Source organism: Polyangium sorediatum (genome assembly GCF_029946465.1).
Classification (GTDB): Bacteria; Myxococcota_A; Polyangia; order Polyangiales; family Polyangiaceae; genus Polyangium; species Polyangium fumosum.
Genome location: NZ_JARZHI010000008.1, coordinates 61,742 through 79,464 on the forward strand (window position 1 = coordinate 61,742; position 17,723 = coordinate 79,464).

General features: G+C 71.3%; 10 protein-coding genes. 8 read left to right on the forward strand and 2 right to left on the reverse strand.

All coding sequences use genetic code 11. The features are described from left to right. Window positions 1-14: 14 nt before the first annotated feature. The 3 genes from QHF89_RS12310 (at window position 15) to QHF89_RS12320 (ending at window position 5,940) form a co-directional block, all read left to right on the forward strand. Window positions 15-479 carry a hypothetical protein gene (locus QHF89_RS12310; RefSeq protein WP_136968554.1) on the forward strand — a complete coding sequence of 155 codons (465 nt, stop codon included), beginning with the start codon at window positions 15-17 and terminating at the stop codon, window positions 477-479. A 401-nt stretch (window positions 480-880) separates the two neighbouring features. Then, a complete protein-coding gene (locus QHF89_RS12315; protein ID WP_136968555.1) occupies window positions 881-3,655 on the forward strand; it encodes a hypothetical protein in 2,775 nt (924 codons plus the stop codon). Further along, window positions 3,652-5,940, forward strand: a complete 2,289-nt coding sequence (locus QHF89_RS12320; RefSeq protein ID WP_136968556.1) for an Rv1355c family protein — start codon at window positions 3,652-3,654, stop codon at window positions 5,938-5,940. Before QHF89_RS12315 ends, QHF89_RS12320 begins: the two co-directional genes overlap by 4 nt. Here QHF89_RS12320 and QHF89_RS12325 read toward each other — a convergent pair. Continuing rightward, complete coding sequence (locus tag QHF89_RS12325) at window positions 5,937-9,380, reverse strand: protein kinase domain-containing protein (protein WP_284720405.1); 3,444 nt, start codon at window positions 9,378-9,380, stop codon at window positions 5,937-5,939. The genes QHF89_RS12320 and QHF89_RS12325 overlap by 4 nt on opposite strands. A gap of 127 nt (window positions 9,381-9,507) precedes the next feature. Between QHF89_RS12325 and QHF89_RS12330 the strand changes: the two genes are divergently transcribed. The 5 genes from QHF89_RS12330 to QHF89_RS12350 are packed head-to-tail and all read left to right on the forward strand — an operon-like array spanning window position 9,508 to window position 16,729. Beyond that, window positions 9,508-11,253 (forward strand): M14 family metallopeptidase, encoded by a 1,746-nt coding sequence (locus QHF89_RS12330; protein WP_136968558.1) that lies wholly within the window; start codon window positions 9,508-9,510, stop codon window positions 11,251-11,253. A 56-nt stretch (window positions 11,254-11,309) separates the two neighbouring features. Next, on the forward strand, window positions 11,310-12,548 hold the full coding sequence (locus QHF89_RS12335) for a hypothetical protein (protein WP_136968559.1): 1,239 nt from the start codon (window positions 11,310-11,312) through the stop codon (window positions 12,546-12,548). A gap of 16 nt (window positions 12,549-12,564) precedes the next feature. After that, complete coding sequence (locus QHF89_RS12340; RefSeq protein WP_136968560.1) at window positions 12,565-13,761, forward strand: aminotransferase class V-fold PLP-dependent enzyme; 1,197 nt, start codon at window positions 12,565-12,567, stop codon at window positions 13,759-13,761. Next, window positions 13,758-14,708 (forward strand): GNAT family N-acetyltransferase, encoded by a 951-nt coding sequence (locus tag QHF89_RS12345; protein ID WP_284720406.1) that lies wholly within the window; start codon window positions 13,758-13,760, stop codon window positions 14,706-14,708. Before QHF89_RS12340 ends, QHF89_RS12345 begins: the two co-directional genes overlap by 4 nt. Window positions 14,709-14,752: 44 nt before the next feature. Further along, window positions 14,753-16,729 carry an FTR1 family protein gene (locus tag QHF89_RS12350; protein WP_136930817.1) on the forward strand — a complete coding sequence of 659 codons (1,977 nt, stop codon included), beginning with the start codon at window positions 14,753-14,755 and terminating at the stop codon, window positions 16,727-16,729. Here the strand turns inward: QHF89_RS12350 and QHF89_RS12355 are convergent. Further along, a complete protein-coding gene (locus tag QHF89_RS12355) occupies window positions 16,726-17,586 on the reverse strand; it encodes a metallophosphoesterase (RefSeq protein ID WP_136968561.1) in 861 nt (286 codons plus the stop codon). The two genes, QHF89_RS12350 and QHF89_RS12355, sit on opposite strands and share 4 nt — an antisense overlap. Window positions 17,587-17,723 lie beyond the last annotated feature (137 nt).

Genomic DNA, 17,723 nt, shown 5'->3' on the forward strand with positions numbered 1-17,723 from the left:
CTGGAGCGATCTGGATGAAGAACCTGGCCTTCCAGAAAGTGGGCGACTACTTCGTCCTCGTCCACAACGCCATGGCGCCCACCGAAGAGGAGTGGGACGAATGGATGCTGCACTACACGTATGAGTCCATTCTCATCGTAACGGACGGGGGAGCGCCGACGGCTTCGCAACGGAAGCGCTTGAAAATGCGCGTCGATGAGCTGCGCGCCTCACCGAACTACGTGCCGAACAAGAAAGAGCCGAAGGTGGCGACCGTCACTGCGTCGTCGTTCGTCCGCGGCGTGCTCACGGCGCTCCGGTGGTTTTACCACGATGCGTATGCGGCTTTTCCGCCGGATCATATCAATCAGGCGCTCATGTATCTCGACGTTCCGCCGCGATATCACATTGCGATGAGGACCGCGGTCCAGACGCTGCGCATGCAGCTCAAGAAGGCCAAGAGCGCGGGGCCGTCGAAGACGATGCCGGACGAGGGCTGACAGCGCGGAGATTCCAACGACCAGGGGACGAACCTTGGGGCCGGTTGGTGGTGACAATTACACGGTAGCGCGTGACGACGGCCTTGACGCTGTCGGGGCCGTTCGATAAAAACGGGTGTTGGTCCGTGGCTCGAACGCGTGGGAACGCGCTCCGGCCACGACGAATGTCGGACCCGAGGTTGGGGTCCGAGGCTTTTCGTCGCCCGAACGTGAGACCGCTGGAGGCATCGCACCTTGCTTGACGCGAAGAGTCGGCGCTTCCGTGCTTCGACGGCTCCCCGAGGGGGTGAGGGGTGAGCAGCGAACGGGCGCCGGGCGCAGGCGGTGAGCCACGATCCGCCGCGACCCCGGAGTCGCCGGCACCGCCAAGCGTCAATCCGTTGTCGGACGGACCGTCGTCGGTGCGATTTCCGCGGCTGACCGCGGATGGGCGCGCGGCGCTCAATATGCTGGACGAGGACCGGCGGAGCGAGCCGCCGCCGTCGGTGCGGTTTTCGCGCGCAATGCCGGCGTCGTGGGGCCCGCCGCGCGACGAGGACCATTTGAGCGAGCCGCCGCCGTCGGTGCGATTTCCGCGGTCCATGCCGGAGGCGCGGCACTCGTCGTGGGGGCCGCCGCGCGATGACGAGCATTTGAGCGAGCCGCCGCCGTCGGTGCGATTTCCGCGATCCATGCCGGAGGCGCGGCACTCGTCGTGGGGGCCGCCGCGCGATGACGAGCATTTGAGCGAGCCGCCGCCGTCGCTCCGGTTCCCGCGGCCGCTCTCGGGTCCGCCGCTCTCGGCGCCGCCGGTCGGCCTGCTCCGCGAGGAGGAGGGGCTCGCGGAGCCGCCGCCGTCGCTCCGGTTCCCGCGGTCGATCGCGCCGTCGGCGTCGGCGTCGGAGCGCGCGCCGGGGCGCGACGACGAGGTGCTCTCCGAGGGCCCGGCGTCGGTGCGGTTCCCGCGCCTGACGGCGGAAGGGCGCGCGGCGCTCGGGATGCGCGAGGACGAGCCGCTCGGGGAGATTCCGGGGTCGGTGCGGTTCCCGTCGCGGCGCCTGTCGGACATGCGGCCGCCGCGGCCCTCGGAGGCGCCGCGCTCGGCCGATTACACGGAGAGCCCGCCCTCGGTCCGGTTCCGGCGGGTGAGCGGCGAGGCGGGGCCGGGCTACCGGCTGCGCGAGGGGGCGTGCGCGGTCGCGCTGCTCACCGAGGGGCGCTGGATCCTGCCGGCGTCCGTGGTGCGGCTCTCGCCCTCGGCGGTGTGGTTTTCCCCGGGCGACGGGCTGATCCCGCGGCTCGGCGGGCGCGTGACGGCGTACATGCTCTCGGGCAAGGGCGCGGTCGGGCCCGTCGAGGGCGTGGTGGTGTCGATCGAGCCTTCGGGGCCGCAGGGAAACGTGCTCGTCAGCGTGCAGTTCGAGCGCGTGACGCAGGAGCTCGGCCGGAAGATCCTCGGCCTTCTGCAGGAGCTTTACGTCATCGGGCACGCGGAGCTCGCGCGGAGCCTGTCGCGCGTCCGCGAGCAGATCGACGATCCGGGCCGGGTGCGGGCGATCCTGCGCGCGCTGATTCACGCGGGCAGCGAGGGGCTCCTCGTGGGGGCGGACGTGCCGGTCAAGGCCGAGAAGATCGAGGCGCGCGAGGAGACGCGGCTCGTGTGGCGCTCGGCGCGCGGCTGGGGCGCGCCGCCGTACATCATCGACCTCGGCGGGTACAACTCGATTCACCGGATTCACCTCGACAAGGCCGAGTTCGAGGCCGATGGGCGCGTGACGACGCCGATGCCGACGCGGATCGAGCGGGTGCGGCACCGCTGGTTCCGGCGCTGCAAGGTGCAGCGCCCGGTCACGGCGTCGTTCAAGCACCCGATATGGCCCGAGGTGGTCGTGTCCGGGCGGCCGGTGCTCGACGTCTCGTTCGCGGGTTTGTGCTTCGAGGTCGACGCCGACCGGGATCTCGTGTTTCCGGGCCTGGAGATGCCCGACATCGAGGTGTGCGTCGGGGACGAGGCGCCGCTGCACATGCACGGCGAGGTGCGGTACGTGCTCCCGGCGCGCAATGGGGCGAAGGCGCGCTGCGGGCTCAAGGTGGCGCCGCGGACGTCGAAGGACGAGGGGCCCTGGATGCGGCTCGTGAGCCAGGAGCTCCACGAAAAGACGCTCGGCGGGTCGGAGACGCCGGAGTCGATGTGGAGCCTGCTCCAGCAATCGGGCTATTTCAATTTGTCCGGTAAAACGCCGGACCAGTTCGAGCCGCTGAAGAAGACGTTCCTCGAGTTCGGCGCGCGGGCGGCGGCGGCCCCGCGGATCATCTGCCAGGCGGTGTGGCCCTCGGAGCGCGGGATCGAGGCCTCGCTCTCGGTGGCCAAGATTTACAGCGGGAGCTGGCTCATCCACCAGCTCGCCAAGCGCCCGGGCAAGGCGCCCGGCGTCGCGCACGTGCGGCAGATCCTGCGCGACATTTATCTGCGGGCATTCGAGTATCCGCAGCTCGATCCGGCCTTCACCTGGGCGCTCGCGTATATCGACGGCGAGGTGCCCTGGTCGATGGCGCACCTCGATTTCGCGCGGCCCTACGTGGACCAGGGGCTCGCGGCGATCCGGCCGTTCCGGCTGCTCGAAGCGCAATCGGCCGGGACGAGCGAGGCGATTTCGGGCGAGCGATTCGACGTCGGGCCCGCGGCGCCTTTCGAGATCGCGTGGCTGGTCGACGAGCTCGGCAAGACGCATACGGCGGCGCTGCTCGACGCGCTCGATCTCGTGCCGGACCGGGTGGAGCTCGGGGAGACGGCGCGGCTCTGGAAAGAAGCGGGGATGGGGCGCGAGCGCGTGTTCTTCACGGCGCGGCGGGCGGGCGTGCCCGTGGCGGCGGCGATCGTGGAGACGGGCGAGACGGGGACGAATCTGTTCCGGCTGCTCGATTGTGTGCGCCTGTATGAGTTCGGGCGCGGCGGCAAGGCCGCGTTCGTCCCGCTGATCGAAGAGGCGCGACAGTTTTATCGCAATCGGGGCAAATCGAGCTTCGTGTACATGCACGAGCACCCGGACGGGGAGCATATCGAGCGCTGCAAGATGCTGGATCTCGGGCCGGGCAATTGCTGGGCGATTGCGGCGCAGATCCTCCCGGAGTTTTTGGAGCACGTCTACGAGCTCACGGCCATCGGTCGTTACAAGCCGAAGCAGGGGAAGGAATGAAGCTCGCCGAGCGGCTCGCGGCGCTGGCCGCGGGCGTGGACCAGGGGACGTACCAGCCGGCGCTGTTTTCGCTCGCCGATGCGTGGGATCGCCGGAAGGTCGAGGCGCTCGTCGTCGGGGGAGAGGTCCGCGAGGTGCACGATCGGTACGTCGATCAGCTCGCCGAGCTCTGCGCGACGCGTTCGCCCAAGCAGAAGCTGCGCGGCGAGGCGCTCGACGAGGCGGTGCGCGCGGCGCTCGGGGACGGTCCGCCGGAGGAGCGCGGGACCTGGGTCCATTACCCGTGGAGCGGGCGGCTCGTGCACGTGCTCGGCGAGGCCGATTACCGCGAGCTGCGATTTTCGCGCAATCGATACAAGATCACGCCCGACGAGCAGGCCGCGCTCCGGGACAAGCGGATCGGCGTCGTGGGGCTCTCCGTGGGGCAGGCGAGCGCGGTGACGCTCGCGCTCGAAGGCGTGGGGGGGCTGCTGCGGCTCGCGGATTTCGACGAGCTCGCGCTCTCCAACATGAACCGCCTGCGCGCCGGGGTGCACGAGATCGGCGTGCACAAGTGCGTGATCGCGGCGCGCGCCATCGCGGAGATCGACCCGTTTTTGCGGGTCGAGGTGAGCCGAACGGGGGTGACCGAGGAGAACGTCGAGGCGTTCCTGACCGAGGGCGGCAAGCTCGATCTCCTGATCGAGGAGTGCGACGACCTTTATACGAAGGTGTTTCTGCGCGAGCGGGCGCGGGCGCACGGGATCCCGGTCCTGATGGAGACGAACGATCGGGGGATGCTCGACGTCGAGCGCTTCGATCGGGAGCCGGATCGGCCCGTGCTGCATTCGCTCTTGCGGGGGCTCTCGGCGGCGGAGCTCAAGGGGCTGACGCAGGCGCAGAAGGTGGCCATCGTGCTCCGGATCCTCGGTCCGGACGCGCTCAAGGGCCGGCTCGGGGCGTCGCTGCTTGAAGTCGAGGAGACGACGACGTCATGGCCGCAGCTCGCCTCGGGGACGATGCTCGGCGGCGCGGTGTCGACCGACGCGGCGCGGCGTGTGCTCCTCGGCGAGTTGACGCGGTCGGGGCGTTATTTCGTGGACCTCGACGCCATCGTGAAGGACGGGCGCGAGGCGGAGGTGCAGGTCGACGCGGCGCTGGAGGAGGCGTTCATACGCAAGCCGCTGCCGTCGCCGGACGCGCCGCCGCTCGCGCGGCCGGCCGACAAGCGCACGGTGACGCGGGAGGACGTGCGCAGGCTCGTGGGGTTCGGCGTGCTCGCGCCGTCGGGCGGGAACGCGCAGCCGTGGAGGTTCGTCGCGAAGGGCGGGCGGGTGCGGTGCAAGGTGTCGCCGGACGGCGGGCGGACGCTGAACGATTTCCAGCACGCGGCGAGCTTCGTGGCGCTCGGCGCGGCCGTGGAGAACATGGTCCTCGCCGCGCCCGCGATGGGCCTGTCGGCCGAGGTCGCCCTGGCGCCGGACGCGAAGGATCCGCTCGCGGCGTGTGACGTGGTGTTCCGCGTGGACGACGCGTCGTACGCGGTGGATCCGCTCTGCGCGGTGCTCGGCGCGCGCTGCACGAACCGCAAGCTCGGCACGGGGGCGCCACTCTCGGAGCGGGCGGCGGCGGGGCTCGCCGAGGCAGCGGAGGCGCGCGGGGGCAAGCTCCTGCTCGCGACCGATCGGGCGGCGGTCGCCGAGGTGGGGGAGATCCTCGGGCAGGCCGATCGGATGATGTTCCTGTCGCGCAAGCACAACGAGGAGATGGGCGCGGAGCTGCGGTGGACCGAGGAGGAGATCCTGCGGACGCGCGACGGGCTCGACGTGCTCACGCTCGACGTGGCGGCCTCCGATCTCGCAGCGGTGCGGCTCGCGACCACGTGGAAGGCCGTGGAGTTCACGGCGAAGATGGGCGGTGGCGGCGCGCTCGTGAAGTCGGCGCGGCGTGCGCTCGGGTCGTCGTCCGCGGTTGGGCTCGTGGTGTTTCCGGGCACGGCGTCGCGCTCGTACTTCGAGGGCGGGCGGGCGCTCGAGCGCGTGTGGCTGGAGGCGACGTCGCGAGGGATCGCGATCCAGCCGTGGTCGGCGATGTTGTATCTGTTCGCGCGGCTCGAGCGCGGCGCGGGCAAGGGGCTCGAGCCGAAGGTGCGTGATCGGCTCGGCGAGCTCCGGCAGCGGTTCTTGCGGGTGTTCGACGTGCCCGCGGAGCACGCGGAGATCCTCCTGTTCCGGCTCTCGAAGGCGGATCCGCCGACGGCGCGGTCGCTCCGGAAGCCGGTCGAGGACGTGCTCTCCTTCGGTTAGTCCGCGATCGGCCAGCGCAGGCGCAGGATCTCGGGGGCGATGCGGCGGAGCTCGGCGCGCAGGGACGTGGCCGTCATGCGTTGCTCCGGGTTGTGGCGCAGGCACTGGAACAGGAACATGCCCACCGAGGCGAGCCGGCCCTGCGAGAGGCGGCGGATCTTCGGGGGCAGGCCGTCGTGCGTCAGGTGCGCCGAGATCAGCGCGACGTCGCTCGGCCCGTCGAAGAGCGTGTCGCCGGTGAGCGCCTCGTAGGCGAGGCAGCCGAAGCTGTAAATGTCGGCCGTGAGCGGCGTCGCGGTCGCGCCCTCGGGCACGACGTCCCAGACTTCGGGCGCGCCGTAGTTCGCGGTGGCGCAGCCGGGTCGGATGTGCCGGCCGGCGAGGCCGAAGTCGACGAGCACGGGACCTTTGCCGCCGCGCAGGATGATGTTCGAGGGCTTGACGTCGAGGTGGCCGATGCGGACCGAGTGCATCGCTTCGAGGCCCGCGAGCACGCCGTCGAGCAGGGCGAGCGCCGTCTGGATCGTGAGGCTCCGGCTGTCGATGAGCTGATCGCCGCGCACGCCCTCGATGAGCTCCATCACGAGGATCGGCTTCGGCCGCGCGCCGGCGTCGAACGTGACGAAGCGCGGCAGGTTCGCGTGGTCGGGCAGCGAGAGCAGCGCGCCGGCCTCGTCGCGGAAGAGCTTCAAGAACTCGGCCTCGGAGACGCTTCGTGCGGCCGTGGCGTCGTAGTCGGGTACTTTGAGGGCAAACCGTTCGGCGTTCGGGTCGTGGCGCTCCTCGGCGCGCGTGACGACGAAGACCGTGCCGACCGCGCCGCCGCCGAGCCTGCGGTGGACGAAGTAGCCGCCGATGGTGCGGCGCGGCGGGAGCCACGCGGGCAGGGGGAGGTCGGTCGTGGGCAGGTCGTCGGGCTCGCTCGCGCCGCCGGCGCGCTGGCCGGGCAGGGCGCAGAGGCGCGGCAGGACGAGCGACGCGAGGACGGCGATCGGGGCCGGGACGGAGGCGCGGGCGGCGTCGACGAGTTTTTCGATCGCGCCCTGGAGCTCGGGCGTGGCGCCGCCTTCGCGGGCCATGCCGGCCGCGAGCGCGAGGGCGTGGGCGCCGAGGAGCGTGGAGTGCGGGGCCTCGTCGCTCTCGCCGTCGCCGAAGCGGCGCCGCGCCGAGGCGGTGAGGCGCGCGAGCGCGACGAGCGCGTCTTCGAGGGAGACGAGGGGAGAGCCTTCCTTCGTGGCGGACTCGGCGAGCGGGGCGAGGGCGCGCGCGGCGCGGACGGCGTCGAGGCCACGGGCGAGGCGGGCGAGGGCGGTGCGCAAGGCCTCGGTGCGCTGCGAGGTGCCCTGCGGGAGCTCGGCGACGAGGGCTTCGAGCGCGGCGAGGGCGGCGTCCATGCGCTCGTCGGCGCCGCGCTCGGCCGTGGCAGCGTTGATCGCGTCGGTGAAGCGGGAGTGGCAGGCGAGGAGCTTTCGGACGTCGGGGTGGACGCTCGCTTCGGCGAGGATCGCGAGCGTGTCGGGATCGCCGCTCCGCATGCACGCGAAGAGCAGGACGTCGGCGGCGTCGGCGGCGTGGGTGCGCACGAGCGCGTCGAAGGCGCGGGCGACGGTGGCGACGACGGCGCGGCGGAGGGGAGATCCGGGCTCGGCAGTGAGGCGCTTCGAGAGCACGTCGCACGTGTCGAGCAGGCGGCGCTTGCCGCGGCCGCGGGCGGCGTCGCCGTCGCTGTCGCCGTCGGTGCTCTCGCCGTCGACGACGTGGAGCAGGGCGCGGAGGTTTCGCTGGTGGAACGTGGCGTGCGGGGGCGTGCCCTCGGGCGGGGATTGGGCCTCGACGCGGAGCAGCCAGCGGGTGATGCGATCGTCGAGTGTGTCGAGGCCTTGCGCGGCGCCGTCGGTGCCGGAGCCACGTCGTTCGAGCAGGAGCAGGCTGCGGAGCGCGCCGGACTCGTACAGGTTCGAATCGAGCTCGCGGACGAGGCGAGCCGCGGCGCGGCGGGAGAGGTTCGTCTGCGGGAGGCCGGGCGGCAGGGCGCTCGGTTTGACGGGGAGGCCGCCGCGTGTCGAGGGCGTGGGGCTTCCGCCCGCGTCGAGAGCGTCGAGGGCGTCGAGCGTGCTCGCGGCGAGGTCGAGGGCGGCGAGGGAGCGGGCGTGGGCCTCGCGCGAGCCTCCTTCGACGAACGCGTCGACGGCGCTGCGCACGGTGGCGCCGAGCTCGGAGGGCTCGCGTCCTTCGAGGTCGCGAAGGATGCTCTGGCCGAGGGCCGTGAGGCCGTCGTCGGTCTGCGGGGCGGCGAGGCTGACGGCGAGCGCTTGGACACACGCGGCGCGGGCGCGCATGCCGAACGCGGGGCCGAGCTCCAGGCGGAGATCGGCGACGCTGTCGGCGACGGCGATCGGGTGGGCCGCGGTGATCGTTTCGAGCAGCGCTTCGGCGGCCTCGGGCTCGGCGTCGGCGGCGCGGGGCAGGCCCCAGATCATGGCGATGGCGAGGCCGGGATCTTCGCGCAGCAGGCCCGAGGCGAGGAGATCACGGCTCGTGGCGAGGTTGTTTTCGGGGTCGACCGCGATGCTCGCGACGAGCGAGGTCGCGGCGCGGCGCCACTCGGTGGGCGTGAGGTTCGGCGCGAGGTGTTTCCGGATCTCGCGCTCGAGCTCGGGGAGCGCGCCGGAGAGCAAGCCACGCGCGGCAGCGACGTGACGCCAGACGAGCGTCTCGCGATCGGCGAGGAGCAGGTGGTAGGCCTCGAGGACGACGTCGGGCGCGGTGGCGCGGCTCGACGAGGCGGGCGCGTCGGCGTTGAGGCCGCGGAAGAGGCGCAAGGCGTCGTCGTCGCCCTGGCTCGCGCGGCGCACGGCCTCGCGGGCGGCGCGTTCGAGCAGGCGCGCGGCGAGGCGGCGCTCGGGGAGCGAGCCGGTGGACGCGGTGCCGACCCAGTCGCGTGCGAGGTCGCGGCGCGAGACGAGCGCGAGCGCGAGCGGATCGACGGGGACGTCGACGCTGCCCGGGAGCTGCAAGGCGAGGGCGATCCGCGCGCGCACGGGCGCGCCGGCGAGGGCGCGGGCGCTGCCGAGGGCCATGCGCGTGGCGAGCGCGACGAACGTGGCGGCGCTGCCGTCGTAGAGCTGGGCGAGGACGCGGCGGCCGATCTCGCGCCGCTCCGGGCCGAGGGGGAGGGCGCCGGTGATCTCGTAGAGCGCGACGGCGGCGGCCGCGGGCGCGAGCCAGCCGAGATCGTCGAAGAGCCCGTCGGCGAGCGCGACGCGGATGCCCGCGAGCAGGGCCTCGGCGGACAAGCCGTCGAGCGGCGGGGGGCCGTCGAGCGAGGCCTCGATCGCGAGCGAGGCGATGCTTTGCCGGAAGACGCTGCGGCGCGCGCTGCGATCTTCGTACCTGTGGAGCTCGAGCAGTCCGTCGAGGAATTCGGCGCGCGCGCGCAAGGGGGTGCCTCTAGCCTTCGATGATTCCCTGGAACGACGGGCGTGGGCAACGTTTTTACCATCTTCTTCTCGTGGGGCAGGATTTCGTGCGCTTGCGAGGCGGCCTTTCGTTTGCGAGGGTGCGGACATGTCGAAGGACCCGAGCGGGGCGCGGGCGCAGCTCGAAGCGATGTCGGTGGGGTTTCGCGCGAGCTACGTGACGTACGACGAGCTCACGCGGCAGGTGCGGGCCTGGGCGGAAGGGTTTCCGGAGATCGTGCGGCTCCAGAGCCTCGGCAAGACGCCGGAGGGGCGCGACATCTGGCTGCTCGCGATCGGCCGTGATCCGGACGGCGACGGGCCCGCGGCGTGGGTGGACGGCAACATGCACGCGGTCGAGCTCGCCGGGTCGAGCGTGGCCCTCGCCATCGCCGAGGACGTGATCCGGAACCTGGTTTGTCCGACCGAACCCTTGCACGATCTGCCCGCGCACCTGGGGGCGCTCTTGCGGCAGGACGTGGTGTTTTACGTGCTGCCGCGCATGTGCCCGGACGGCGCGGAGAGCGTGCTGCGCACGGGCGGCTACGTGCGATCGAACCCGCGCGACGATCGGCTCGGCCGGGGCGCGCCGTTCTGGAAGATCGGGGACGTCGACGGCGACGGGATCGCGCTCTCGATGCGGCGGCTCGATCCGGCCGGGGATTTCGTCGGTTCGCCGGAGGATCCGGACCTCATGCTCCCGCGGCGCGTCGAGGACGCGGGGCCGTTTTACGCGGTCTATCCCGAGGGCACGATCGAGCACTGGGACGGTTTTTTGATCCCGGCGCCGGACTACCTCTCGGACAACGCGGTCGACATGAACCGCAACTTTCCCTACGGCTGGGCGCCGGAGCCGCACCAGAAGGGCGCGGGCGCGTACGCCACGAGCGAGCCCGAGTCGCGCGCGGTCGTCGCGTTCACCTCGAAGCACCCGAACATCTTCGCGTGGGTAAACCTGCACTGCTTCGGCGGCGTGTACATCCGCCCGTCGGGGGAGAAGCCCGATAGCCGCATGGATCCCACGGATCTCACGCTCTACCGGATGCTCGGGCAGTGGGCCGAGGACCTCGCCGGTTACCCCATGGTGAGCGGCTTCGAGGAGTTCCTCTACGAACCCGACAAACCTCTCTGCGGCGATCTCAGCGCCTACGCGTACACGCAGCGCGGCGCGGTCTCGATGGTGTGCGAGTTGTGGGACTTCTGGAAGCAGGTCGGCTTGCCCGTGCTGCGCCCGTTCGTCTGGAACTACGAGCGGCGCACGCGGGAGGACACGCTTCGCATGGCCGCGTGGGATCGCGAGCACAACCAGAAGCGAATCATCGGCGCGTGGCGGCCCTTCGTGCACCCGCAGCTCGGGCCGGTCGAGATCGGCGGGCATGATCCGCGCTTCGGCATCTGGAACCCGCCGCCGGAGCGGCTCGGCGAGCTCTGCGAGCGGCAGTCGCGTTTCTTCCTGCGCCTCGCCTCGCTCTCGCCGCGGCCGCGGCTCGTGGACGTGCGGGCCACGCGGATCGAAGGGGATCTGTGGGAGGTCTCGGCCGTCGTCGAGAACCTCGGCTTCCTGCCGACGTTCGTGCTCTCGTCGGCGAAGAGCTTGCCTTGGAACGATGTGGTGCGCGCGCGGATCTCGGTCGGCGAGGGCGTGACGCTCGTGTCGGGCGAACACGAGGCGGTGGTGGGGCACCTCGAAGGCTGGGGCGCGGTGGATCCGATGAGCTCGCCCGGGTTTCCGCGGACGGGTGGTGGTCCGCGCCGCGGGCGCGTGCGCTGGATCGTGCGGGGGCGCGGGGGGATCACGATCCACGCGGGCTCGCCGCGCGTGGGCAAAGTGGAAGCGCGCCTGGAAGTGGGATAAAGCAGGCTCGGCCGCCGCCAGAGTTCGGTCGGGCCGGCTGTGGAGGGTGTTTCGTGATGTCGAGGTCACTCCTGGGGTTGCCGCTCGCCGGCCTGCTCGCTTTTTCGCTTCTAGCGTGTGAGTCCAAGGACACCGCGCCGGTGCCCGCGCCGGAGAAGGTCGACGAGGCAAAGGCGAAGGCGGACGCGCCGAAGCCCGAGGCGAAAGCGGAGCCGAAGGCCGAGGAGGCGCCGAAGCCCGAGGCGGAGGCGAAAGCGGAGGCCCCGAAGGACGAGCCCAAGGCCGACGAAAAGGCGAAGTCGGAGCCCAAGGAAGAAGCGAAGGCGGCGGCGCCGAAGGGCGACACGAAGCCCGCGGCCGACGCGGCCGCGAAGACCTCGGTGCCCGACGCGCCGAACGGGATTTTGCCCAAGGGCGTCGCGGACAAACTCGTCCCGACGGGCGGGCGGCCGGTCGTGCGGCTGCTCGTGGCGGGCGGCGAGCCGCGATCGGCTGCGTCCTACGCGCTCGTGAAGGGCACGTCGAAGCCGCTGCGCATGGGCATGGCGCTCGAGATGGCGATGAGCGCGGCGGGCATGAACCTGCCGCCCACGAAGATGCCGCGCATGGTCATGACGTTCGACTTCTCGACCGGCGACAAGAAGGGGAACGACTGGCCGATCGAGGGCACGTTGAAGGACGTCGCGGTCGAGTCGCAGGGGGCGGGGCAGGACAAGATCGCCGAGGCGCTGCGCCCGCAGCTCGAGCCGATCAAGGGGCTCGGGATGCGGTACTTCGTCGACGAGAAGGGCCGCGTGCACGACGTGACCATGAGCATGCCGAAGGCCGTGCCGCAGGCGGCGCAGCAGATGATGACGGGCATGACGCAGTCGATCGAGTCGATGATGGCGCCGCTGCCGGACGAGCCCGTGGGCGCCGGCGCGAAGTGGGAGGTGCTCGGCCGGCTCACGGCGAACGGCGCGGATCTCTTGCAGGTCTCGACGTTCACGTTGAAGGAGCGCAAGGGCGACGTGCTCACGCTGGACGTCGCGGTGAAGCAGCTCGCGGCGAAGGATACGGTGACGCCGCCGGGCATGCCCCCGGGCGCGTCGGCGCGGCTCGTCGCGTTCAAGTCGCAGGGCAGCGGCACGAGCGTGCTCGATACGACGGACGTCGCGCCGACGGGCGGCTCGATGACCGTGAAGAGCGCGATGACGCTCGAGGTGCAGATCAGCGCGGGCGGCAAGACCGAGAAACAGAACACCTCGGTCGACACGAGCGTGACCGTGTCGTATTCGCGGCCCGGCGCGAAGTGATCGGGGAGGCAGGCGCATGAGCGACGAGGCGGGGCGCGCGCTGGATCTCGGCGCGTTTCGGGCCGCGTACGGCCGGTTCTTGACGGACGATCGCGTGCTGCTCACGGGCCACTCGCACCAGGCGTGGCCCGACGTGGCGCGCGCCGCGATGATCGAGGCGTTCGACGACGCCGCGCGGCTCGTGGACGACAAGTGGTACCGCGCGGTCTTCCCGAAGATGGAGTCCGTCGGGCGCCGCATCCTCGGGCGCCTCGGCTTCGACGAGGGGGACGCGATCTCCTTCGGCAAGAGCACGCACGAGCTCGTCACGCGGCTGCTCTCGTGTTTCCCGCTCGCCTCGGGGCCGCGCGTGGTCACGACGCGGTCGGAGTTTCATTCGTTGCACCGCCAACTATCCAGGCTCGCGGAGGACGGCCTGCGGGTCACGTGGGTCGACACGGCGGATCGCGAGAGCCTCGTGGATCGTTTCCTCGAAGCGATCGTGCCCGGCACGAGCCTCGTCGCGCTCTCGGCCGTGCTCTTCGAGGACGCGTTCGTCGTGCCGCGGATCGGCGAGATCGTGGCGCGCGCGGTGGAGGTCGGCGCCGTCCCGCTCGTCGATGCGTACCACGGGTTCAACGTGGTCCCGATCGCGTGGGGACCCGCGAAGGACACGCTCTTCGTGACGGCCGGCGGGTACAAGTACGCGCAAATGGGGGAGGGGATCTGCTTTCTGCGCTTCCCCGCCACCACGAACCTTCGACCGGCGGACACCGGCTGGTTCGCGGATTTTTCGGCGCTCGACGGCGAGCGCGCGGAGACCGTGGGGTACGGGCCGGGCGGCGCGCGCTTCTCGGGCGCGACGTTTGATGCCACGCCGGTCTATCGCGCCGATGCCGTGCTCCAGCACTGGGACAGGTTCGGGCTCGACGTCCCGGCGCTCCGCGCGATCTCCCTGCGGCAAACGCGCCGTATCCTCGCGAAGCTCGACGAGGCGGGAATCGCGGAGCACGTGGCCTCGTCCCGCGTGGACGAGCGGCGCGGCGCTTTCGTGGCCGTACGATCGCCGGGCGCCGGGCGTGTCGTCGATCGGCTCCGCGCGCGCGGGATCTTCGTCGATTCACGCGGCGACCTCGTGCGCATCGGCCCCGCGCCTTACCTCACGGACGACGAGATCGATCACGGCACGCTCGCCGTCGCCGAGGAGATTCGCCGGGAGGTCGCGTCGTCGTGAGCCGCATCTACGTTCCTCAGCTCGATGATGCGCTCGTCGCCGAGGCGGCACGGCAGACGCACGTGATCTGGTCGGGCGGCCGCTCGGTCGACGCGCACATCGAGGCCCAGCGCGCGCAGCTTCGCCGCGCCGGACCTGCGATCCTGCGGTACACGGGCCTGCTCGACGACACGGGGCGGCTCGTCGCGGGCATCAAGCGGTACGGCTTGTCCGTGAGCATTCCTGGCGGCGGCAAGGCCCCGGGCGTGGGCATCGGCGCGGTCTTTACGCGGCCCGACGCGCGCGGGACCGGCGCCGCGAGCGAGCTGCTTCGCGCCGTGCTCGACGAAGCGCGCGCGGACGGCGTCGCGCTCGCGTTGCTCTTTTCGGACATCGATCCCGGCTTCTACGAGCGGCTCGGCTTCGTCGCGTTGCCCGCGCTCGAACACACGACGACCACCTCGGCGCTCCCCGCCGAGACCTCGCTCGACGTGCGCCCTTCCACGCCCGAGGACGAGCCCTGGATGCTCGACACGTACGACGCGTCCTGGGATCCGTCGTTCGTGCGGCCCGCGCGCACGCTCGAGATCCTGCGCTACTTCCGCTTCCGCAACCACGGTGATCTCGGTTGGATCCTGCGCCGCGACGGGCGCGACGTCGGGTACTTGCTCGCCGCGCTCCACGGCGGCAACCGTGACGACGGCGCCGCCCCGCCGCCCCGCACGTTGTGGGTCGACGAGTGGGCCGCGCCCGGGATCCCGCGGGAGGACGTCCTCGGCGCCCTCCGACGGATCGCGCTCACCGAGGGCGCGGCGCACGTCGCGAGCTGGCTGCCTCCGCCCCTCGAAGGCGAACCGTTCGTCGCAAGAAACCGCCCCACGGCCATCGCGATGGTGCTTGCACTCGGCGAGGGTTTTCCCATGATCGATCCCGGAAAAACGTTCTTCGGGTCCTTGGATCACTTCTGATCCAGCCCTTGCAACGGGTCGCGGTTTCGGTACAGTTGTTGAACATGATTTTCATCTTCGCCCGTCTCCGGTCGCTCGTGGCGCTGCTCGCGGCGGCGCTGGTGGTCGTGGCCGCGCCCCTCGCGAGGGCGGACTACGGCGATCCGCCCGAGGTCGAAGCGCAGCGCCTCGTGCACGTGCTCGGCTACGTGGGCGCGGACTACGGCGGCGCCGTGGACCACGGCGCGATCACGAACCAGGGCGAATACGACGAGCAGCTCTCGCTGCTCGACGACGGCGCGAAGATCGCCGGGAGGATCCAGCCCGCGCTGCCTGCGGATGCGCCGCGCGTGGATCTGCCTTCGCTCGTCGGCAAGGTGCGCACGCTCGTCGACAAGAAGGCGCCCGCGAGCGAGGTGACGGCGGCGACGCTCGACGCGCGCACGGCGATCCTCGGCGCGTTCCGCCTCGCGGAGGCGCCCGCGGCGGCCCCGAACGCGGAGCGAGGCCGGGCCATCTTCCAGAAGCACTGCACCGAGTGTCACGGCGAGCAGGGCCGCGGCGACACGCCGAAGGCTGCGACGCTGAACCCGCGGCCCGCGAACTTCTGGGATCCGGACGTGGCGGACGGCATGACGCCTTTCCGCGTCGCGAGCACCGTGCGCTTCGGCGTGCAGGGCACCGCGATGGTGCCGTTCTCGCAGCTCAGCGAGGCCGAGCGGTGGGACGTCGCGTTCTACGTCGTCTCGTTGCGCCACACGGAGGCGCCTGCAGACGGCTCGCCGACGTACGCGCTCGGGGAGCTCGCGACCCGCTCGGATGGATCGCTGCGCGAGGAGCTGCTCTCTGCGGGCATCGCGCAGGATCGTGTGTCTGCGACGCTCGCGGACCTTCGCAAGCGCGCGCCGTACGAGGATCGCGCGGCCCGCTCGCCGCTCGCGCTCGCGCGGGCGAAGCTCGATCGGGCGCGCGTCGCGCTCCAGCGCGGCGATCGTGAAGGCGCGAAGGGGCAGATCATCGACAGCTACCTCGAAGGCGTCGAGCCAGTCGAGGCGCAGCTCAAGTCGATGGACGCCGGCGTCGTGGCGCGGATCGAGGATCACTACATGGGCCTGCGTGCCGCGCTCGATCGCGGCGAGACGCCGGCCGAGCTCAACGCTTCGATCAGCCGCACGCTCGCGGAGCTGACGGCGGCCGAGTCGCGGCTCAAGGAAGGCGCGAAGCGGACGAGCTTCGTGTCCACGGCGATCTCGAGTGGCGGCATCGTCGTGCGCGAGGGCGTCGAGGCCGCGCTGCTCGTCGCGGCGCTGCTCGGCCTCGCGGCGCAGGCGGGCCATGGGGACAAGAAGCGTTATGTCCACGCGGGGTGGGCCGTGGCGATCGTCCTCGGCATGCTCACGTTCCTCCTCTCGCTCCGGCTCGTCACGATCTCGGGCGCGAAGCGCGAGCTCATCGAGGGCGTCACGGCCCTGCTCGCGACGGCCGTGCTCTTCTACGTGAGCTACTCGCTGCTCGCGAAGCGCGAGGTGCAGCGCTGGATGCGCTTCCTCAAGGAGCACATCTCGCCCCGCAAGGCGGCGCTCTCGCTCTTCGGCGTCTCGTTCCTCGCGGCCTACCGCGAGGCGTTCGAGACCGTCCTCTTCTACCAGGCCCTGCTCGCGTCCGACGCCTCGTCGCTCGCGGCCGTCGTGGGCGCAGCCGTCGGCGCGGTCGTGCTCGTGATCATCGTGTCCGCGTACACCCGGGCCGGACGTTTCGCGCCGCCGCAGGTCTTCTTCCGCATCTCGAGCTACTTGCTCTACGGCCTTGCGGTCGTGTTCATCGGTCAGGGCCTCTCGGCGTTGCAGATGGCGGGCGTCGTGCCGGCGCACCGCGTCGGCCTGCCGAGCGTGCCCGTCGTCGGCTTCTACCCGACGCTGGAGACGATCACCGCGCAGCTCATTCTCCTCGCGCTCGCGGTGGGCGCGTACGTCTGGAACAAGCGTTCGCCCGCAGCCGGCCCCCCGCCGCGCGGCGCCACGCCCGCGCCGGCGAAGGGCTAGAACGCGACCCGGTGAACCGCCGGGGCCCCCGGGTGCAAGAGCCGGAGGCCTCGGCGGGCCACGTCCTCGGCGTTCGCGGCGGCCTCCGCGAGATCCCACTCCAGATACATCTTGTCCCCGTCGAAGCAGCCGAAGCTCGTCGACACGCAGAGCATCGGCTCACGATCGATCGCGTAGCCCGTCCGCGCGACGTCGTGGCCGTACACGGCGACACGCGCGTTCGGGTGGATGGCGCGCAGGAAGGCCCAGGCGCGCTCGGATGAGGTCGTCCGAGCCCAAAGCAATGCCCCGAGCGTCCCGCGCGCGGCCATCTCTTCGAGCGTCAGGCCCGTACAGCCGTCGAGCGAAAGGTTCTCGAGATCGTCGCGGCTCTGGATGCGCGCGTGCGGCGCCGCGTGCAGCATGACGAGCTGAGCCTTCGGGGCCACCGCGACGAACGGCCACGTACGGAACCAGGCGCGCATCGCCAGCGTGCCCTCGTCGCCGAGCAGCTCCTCGAGCCGCATCGCTTCGTCCGGGAAGAACTTCGCGACGATCGGGCCGCCCACGTGCGCGTGCTCGTGGTTGCCGAGCAGATAGTGAACACGCCCCGGGTACCTGTTTTGCAGGTCCCGCGCTCGTTCGAGCACCTCCGGCGAGTCGCCCTCGTAGTAGCTGCCGAGGTAGTCAGGCCAATCCATCTCGGCGAGCTCGGGCCCGTGTACCAGGTCGCCTGTGACGACCAGGACGGCCCCGTCGGGCTCGCGGGCGGCGCGTTCGAAAATGGCAGCAATACGCTCGAAGTCGTCCACGTGCCCTTGCAGGTCCGTGGCGACGATGAGCTTGCCGCGTTCTGGAAGCACGACGACGCGTCGCACAGCGGGCGAGAGTACCGCACTTCGGCCATCTTGCCCGGGAAAGCGCGCACGCCCTCGTCACATCGGGCGGTGTGACCGCGATTCCCCGCGGATTCTCACCCGGTAGCGTCTCGCTTTCGTGGGGGCTACTCTACCGC

Bases quoted from the DNA above. Each gene is read 5' to 3' on its own strand.
- QHF89_RS12330 (WP_136968558.1), top strand. From the start codon at position 9,508: ATGTCGAAGGACCCGAGCGGGGCGCGGGCGCAGCTCGAAGCGATGTCG.
- QHF89_RS12310 (WP_136968554.1), top strand. From the start codon at position 15: ATGAAGAACCTGGCCTTCCAGAAAGTGGGCGACTACTTCGTCCTCGTC.
- QHF89_RS12350 (WP_136930817.1), top strand. From the start codon at position 14,753: ATGATTTTCATCTTCGCCCGTCTCCGGTCGCTCGTGGCGCTGCTCGCG.
- QHF89_RS12340 (WP_136968560.1), top strand. From the start codon at position 12,565: ATGAGCGACGAGGCGGGGCGCGCGCTGGATCTCGGCGCGTTTCGGGCC.
- QHF89_RS12320 (WP_136968556.1), top strand. From the start codon at position 3,652: ATGAAGCTCGCCGAGCGGCTCGCGGCGCTGGCCGCGGGCGTGGACCAG.
- QHF89_RS12335 (WP_136968559.1), top strand. From the start codon at position 11,310: ATGTCGAGGTCACTCCTGGGGTTGCCGCTCGCCGGCCTGCTCGCTTTT.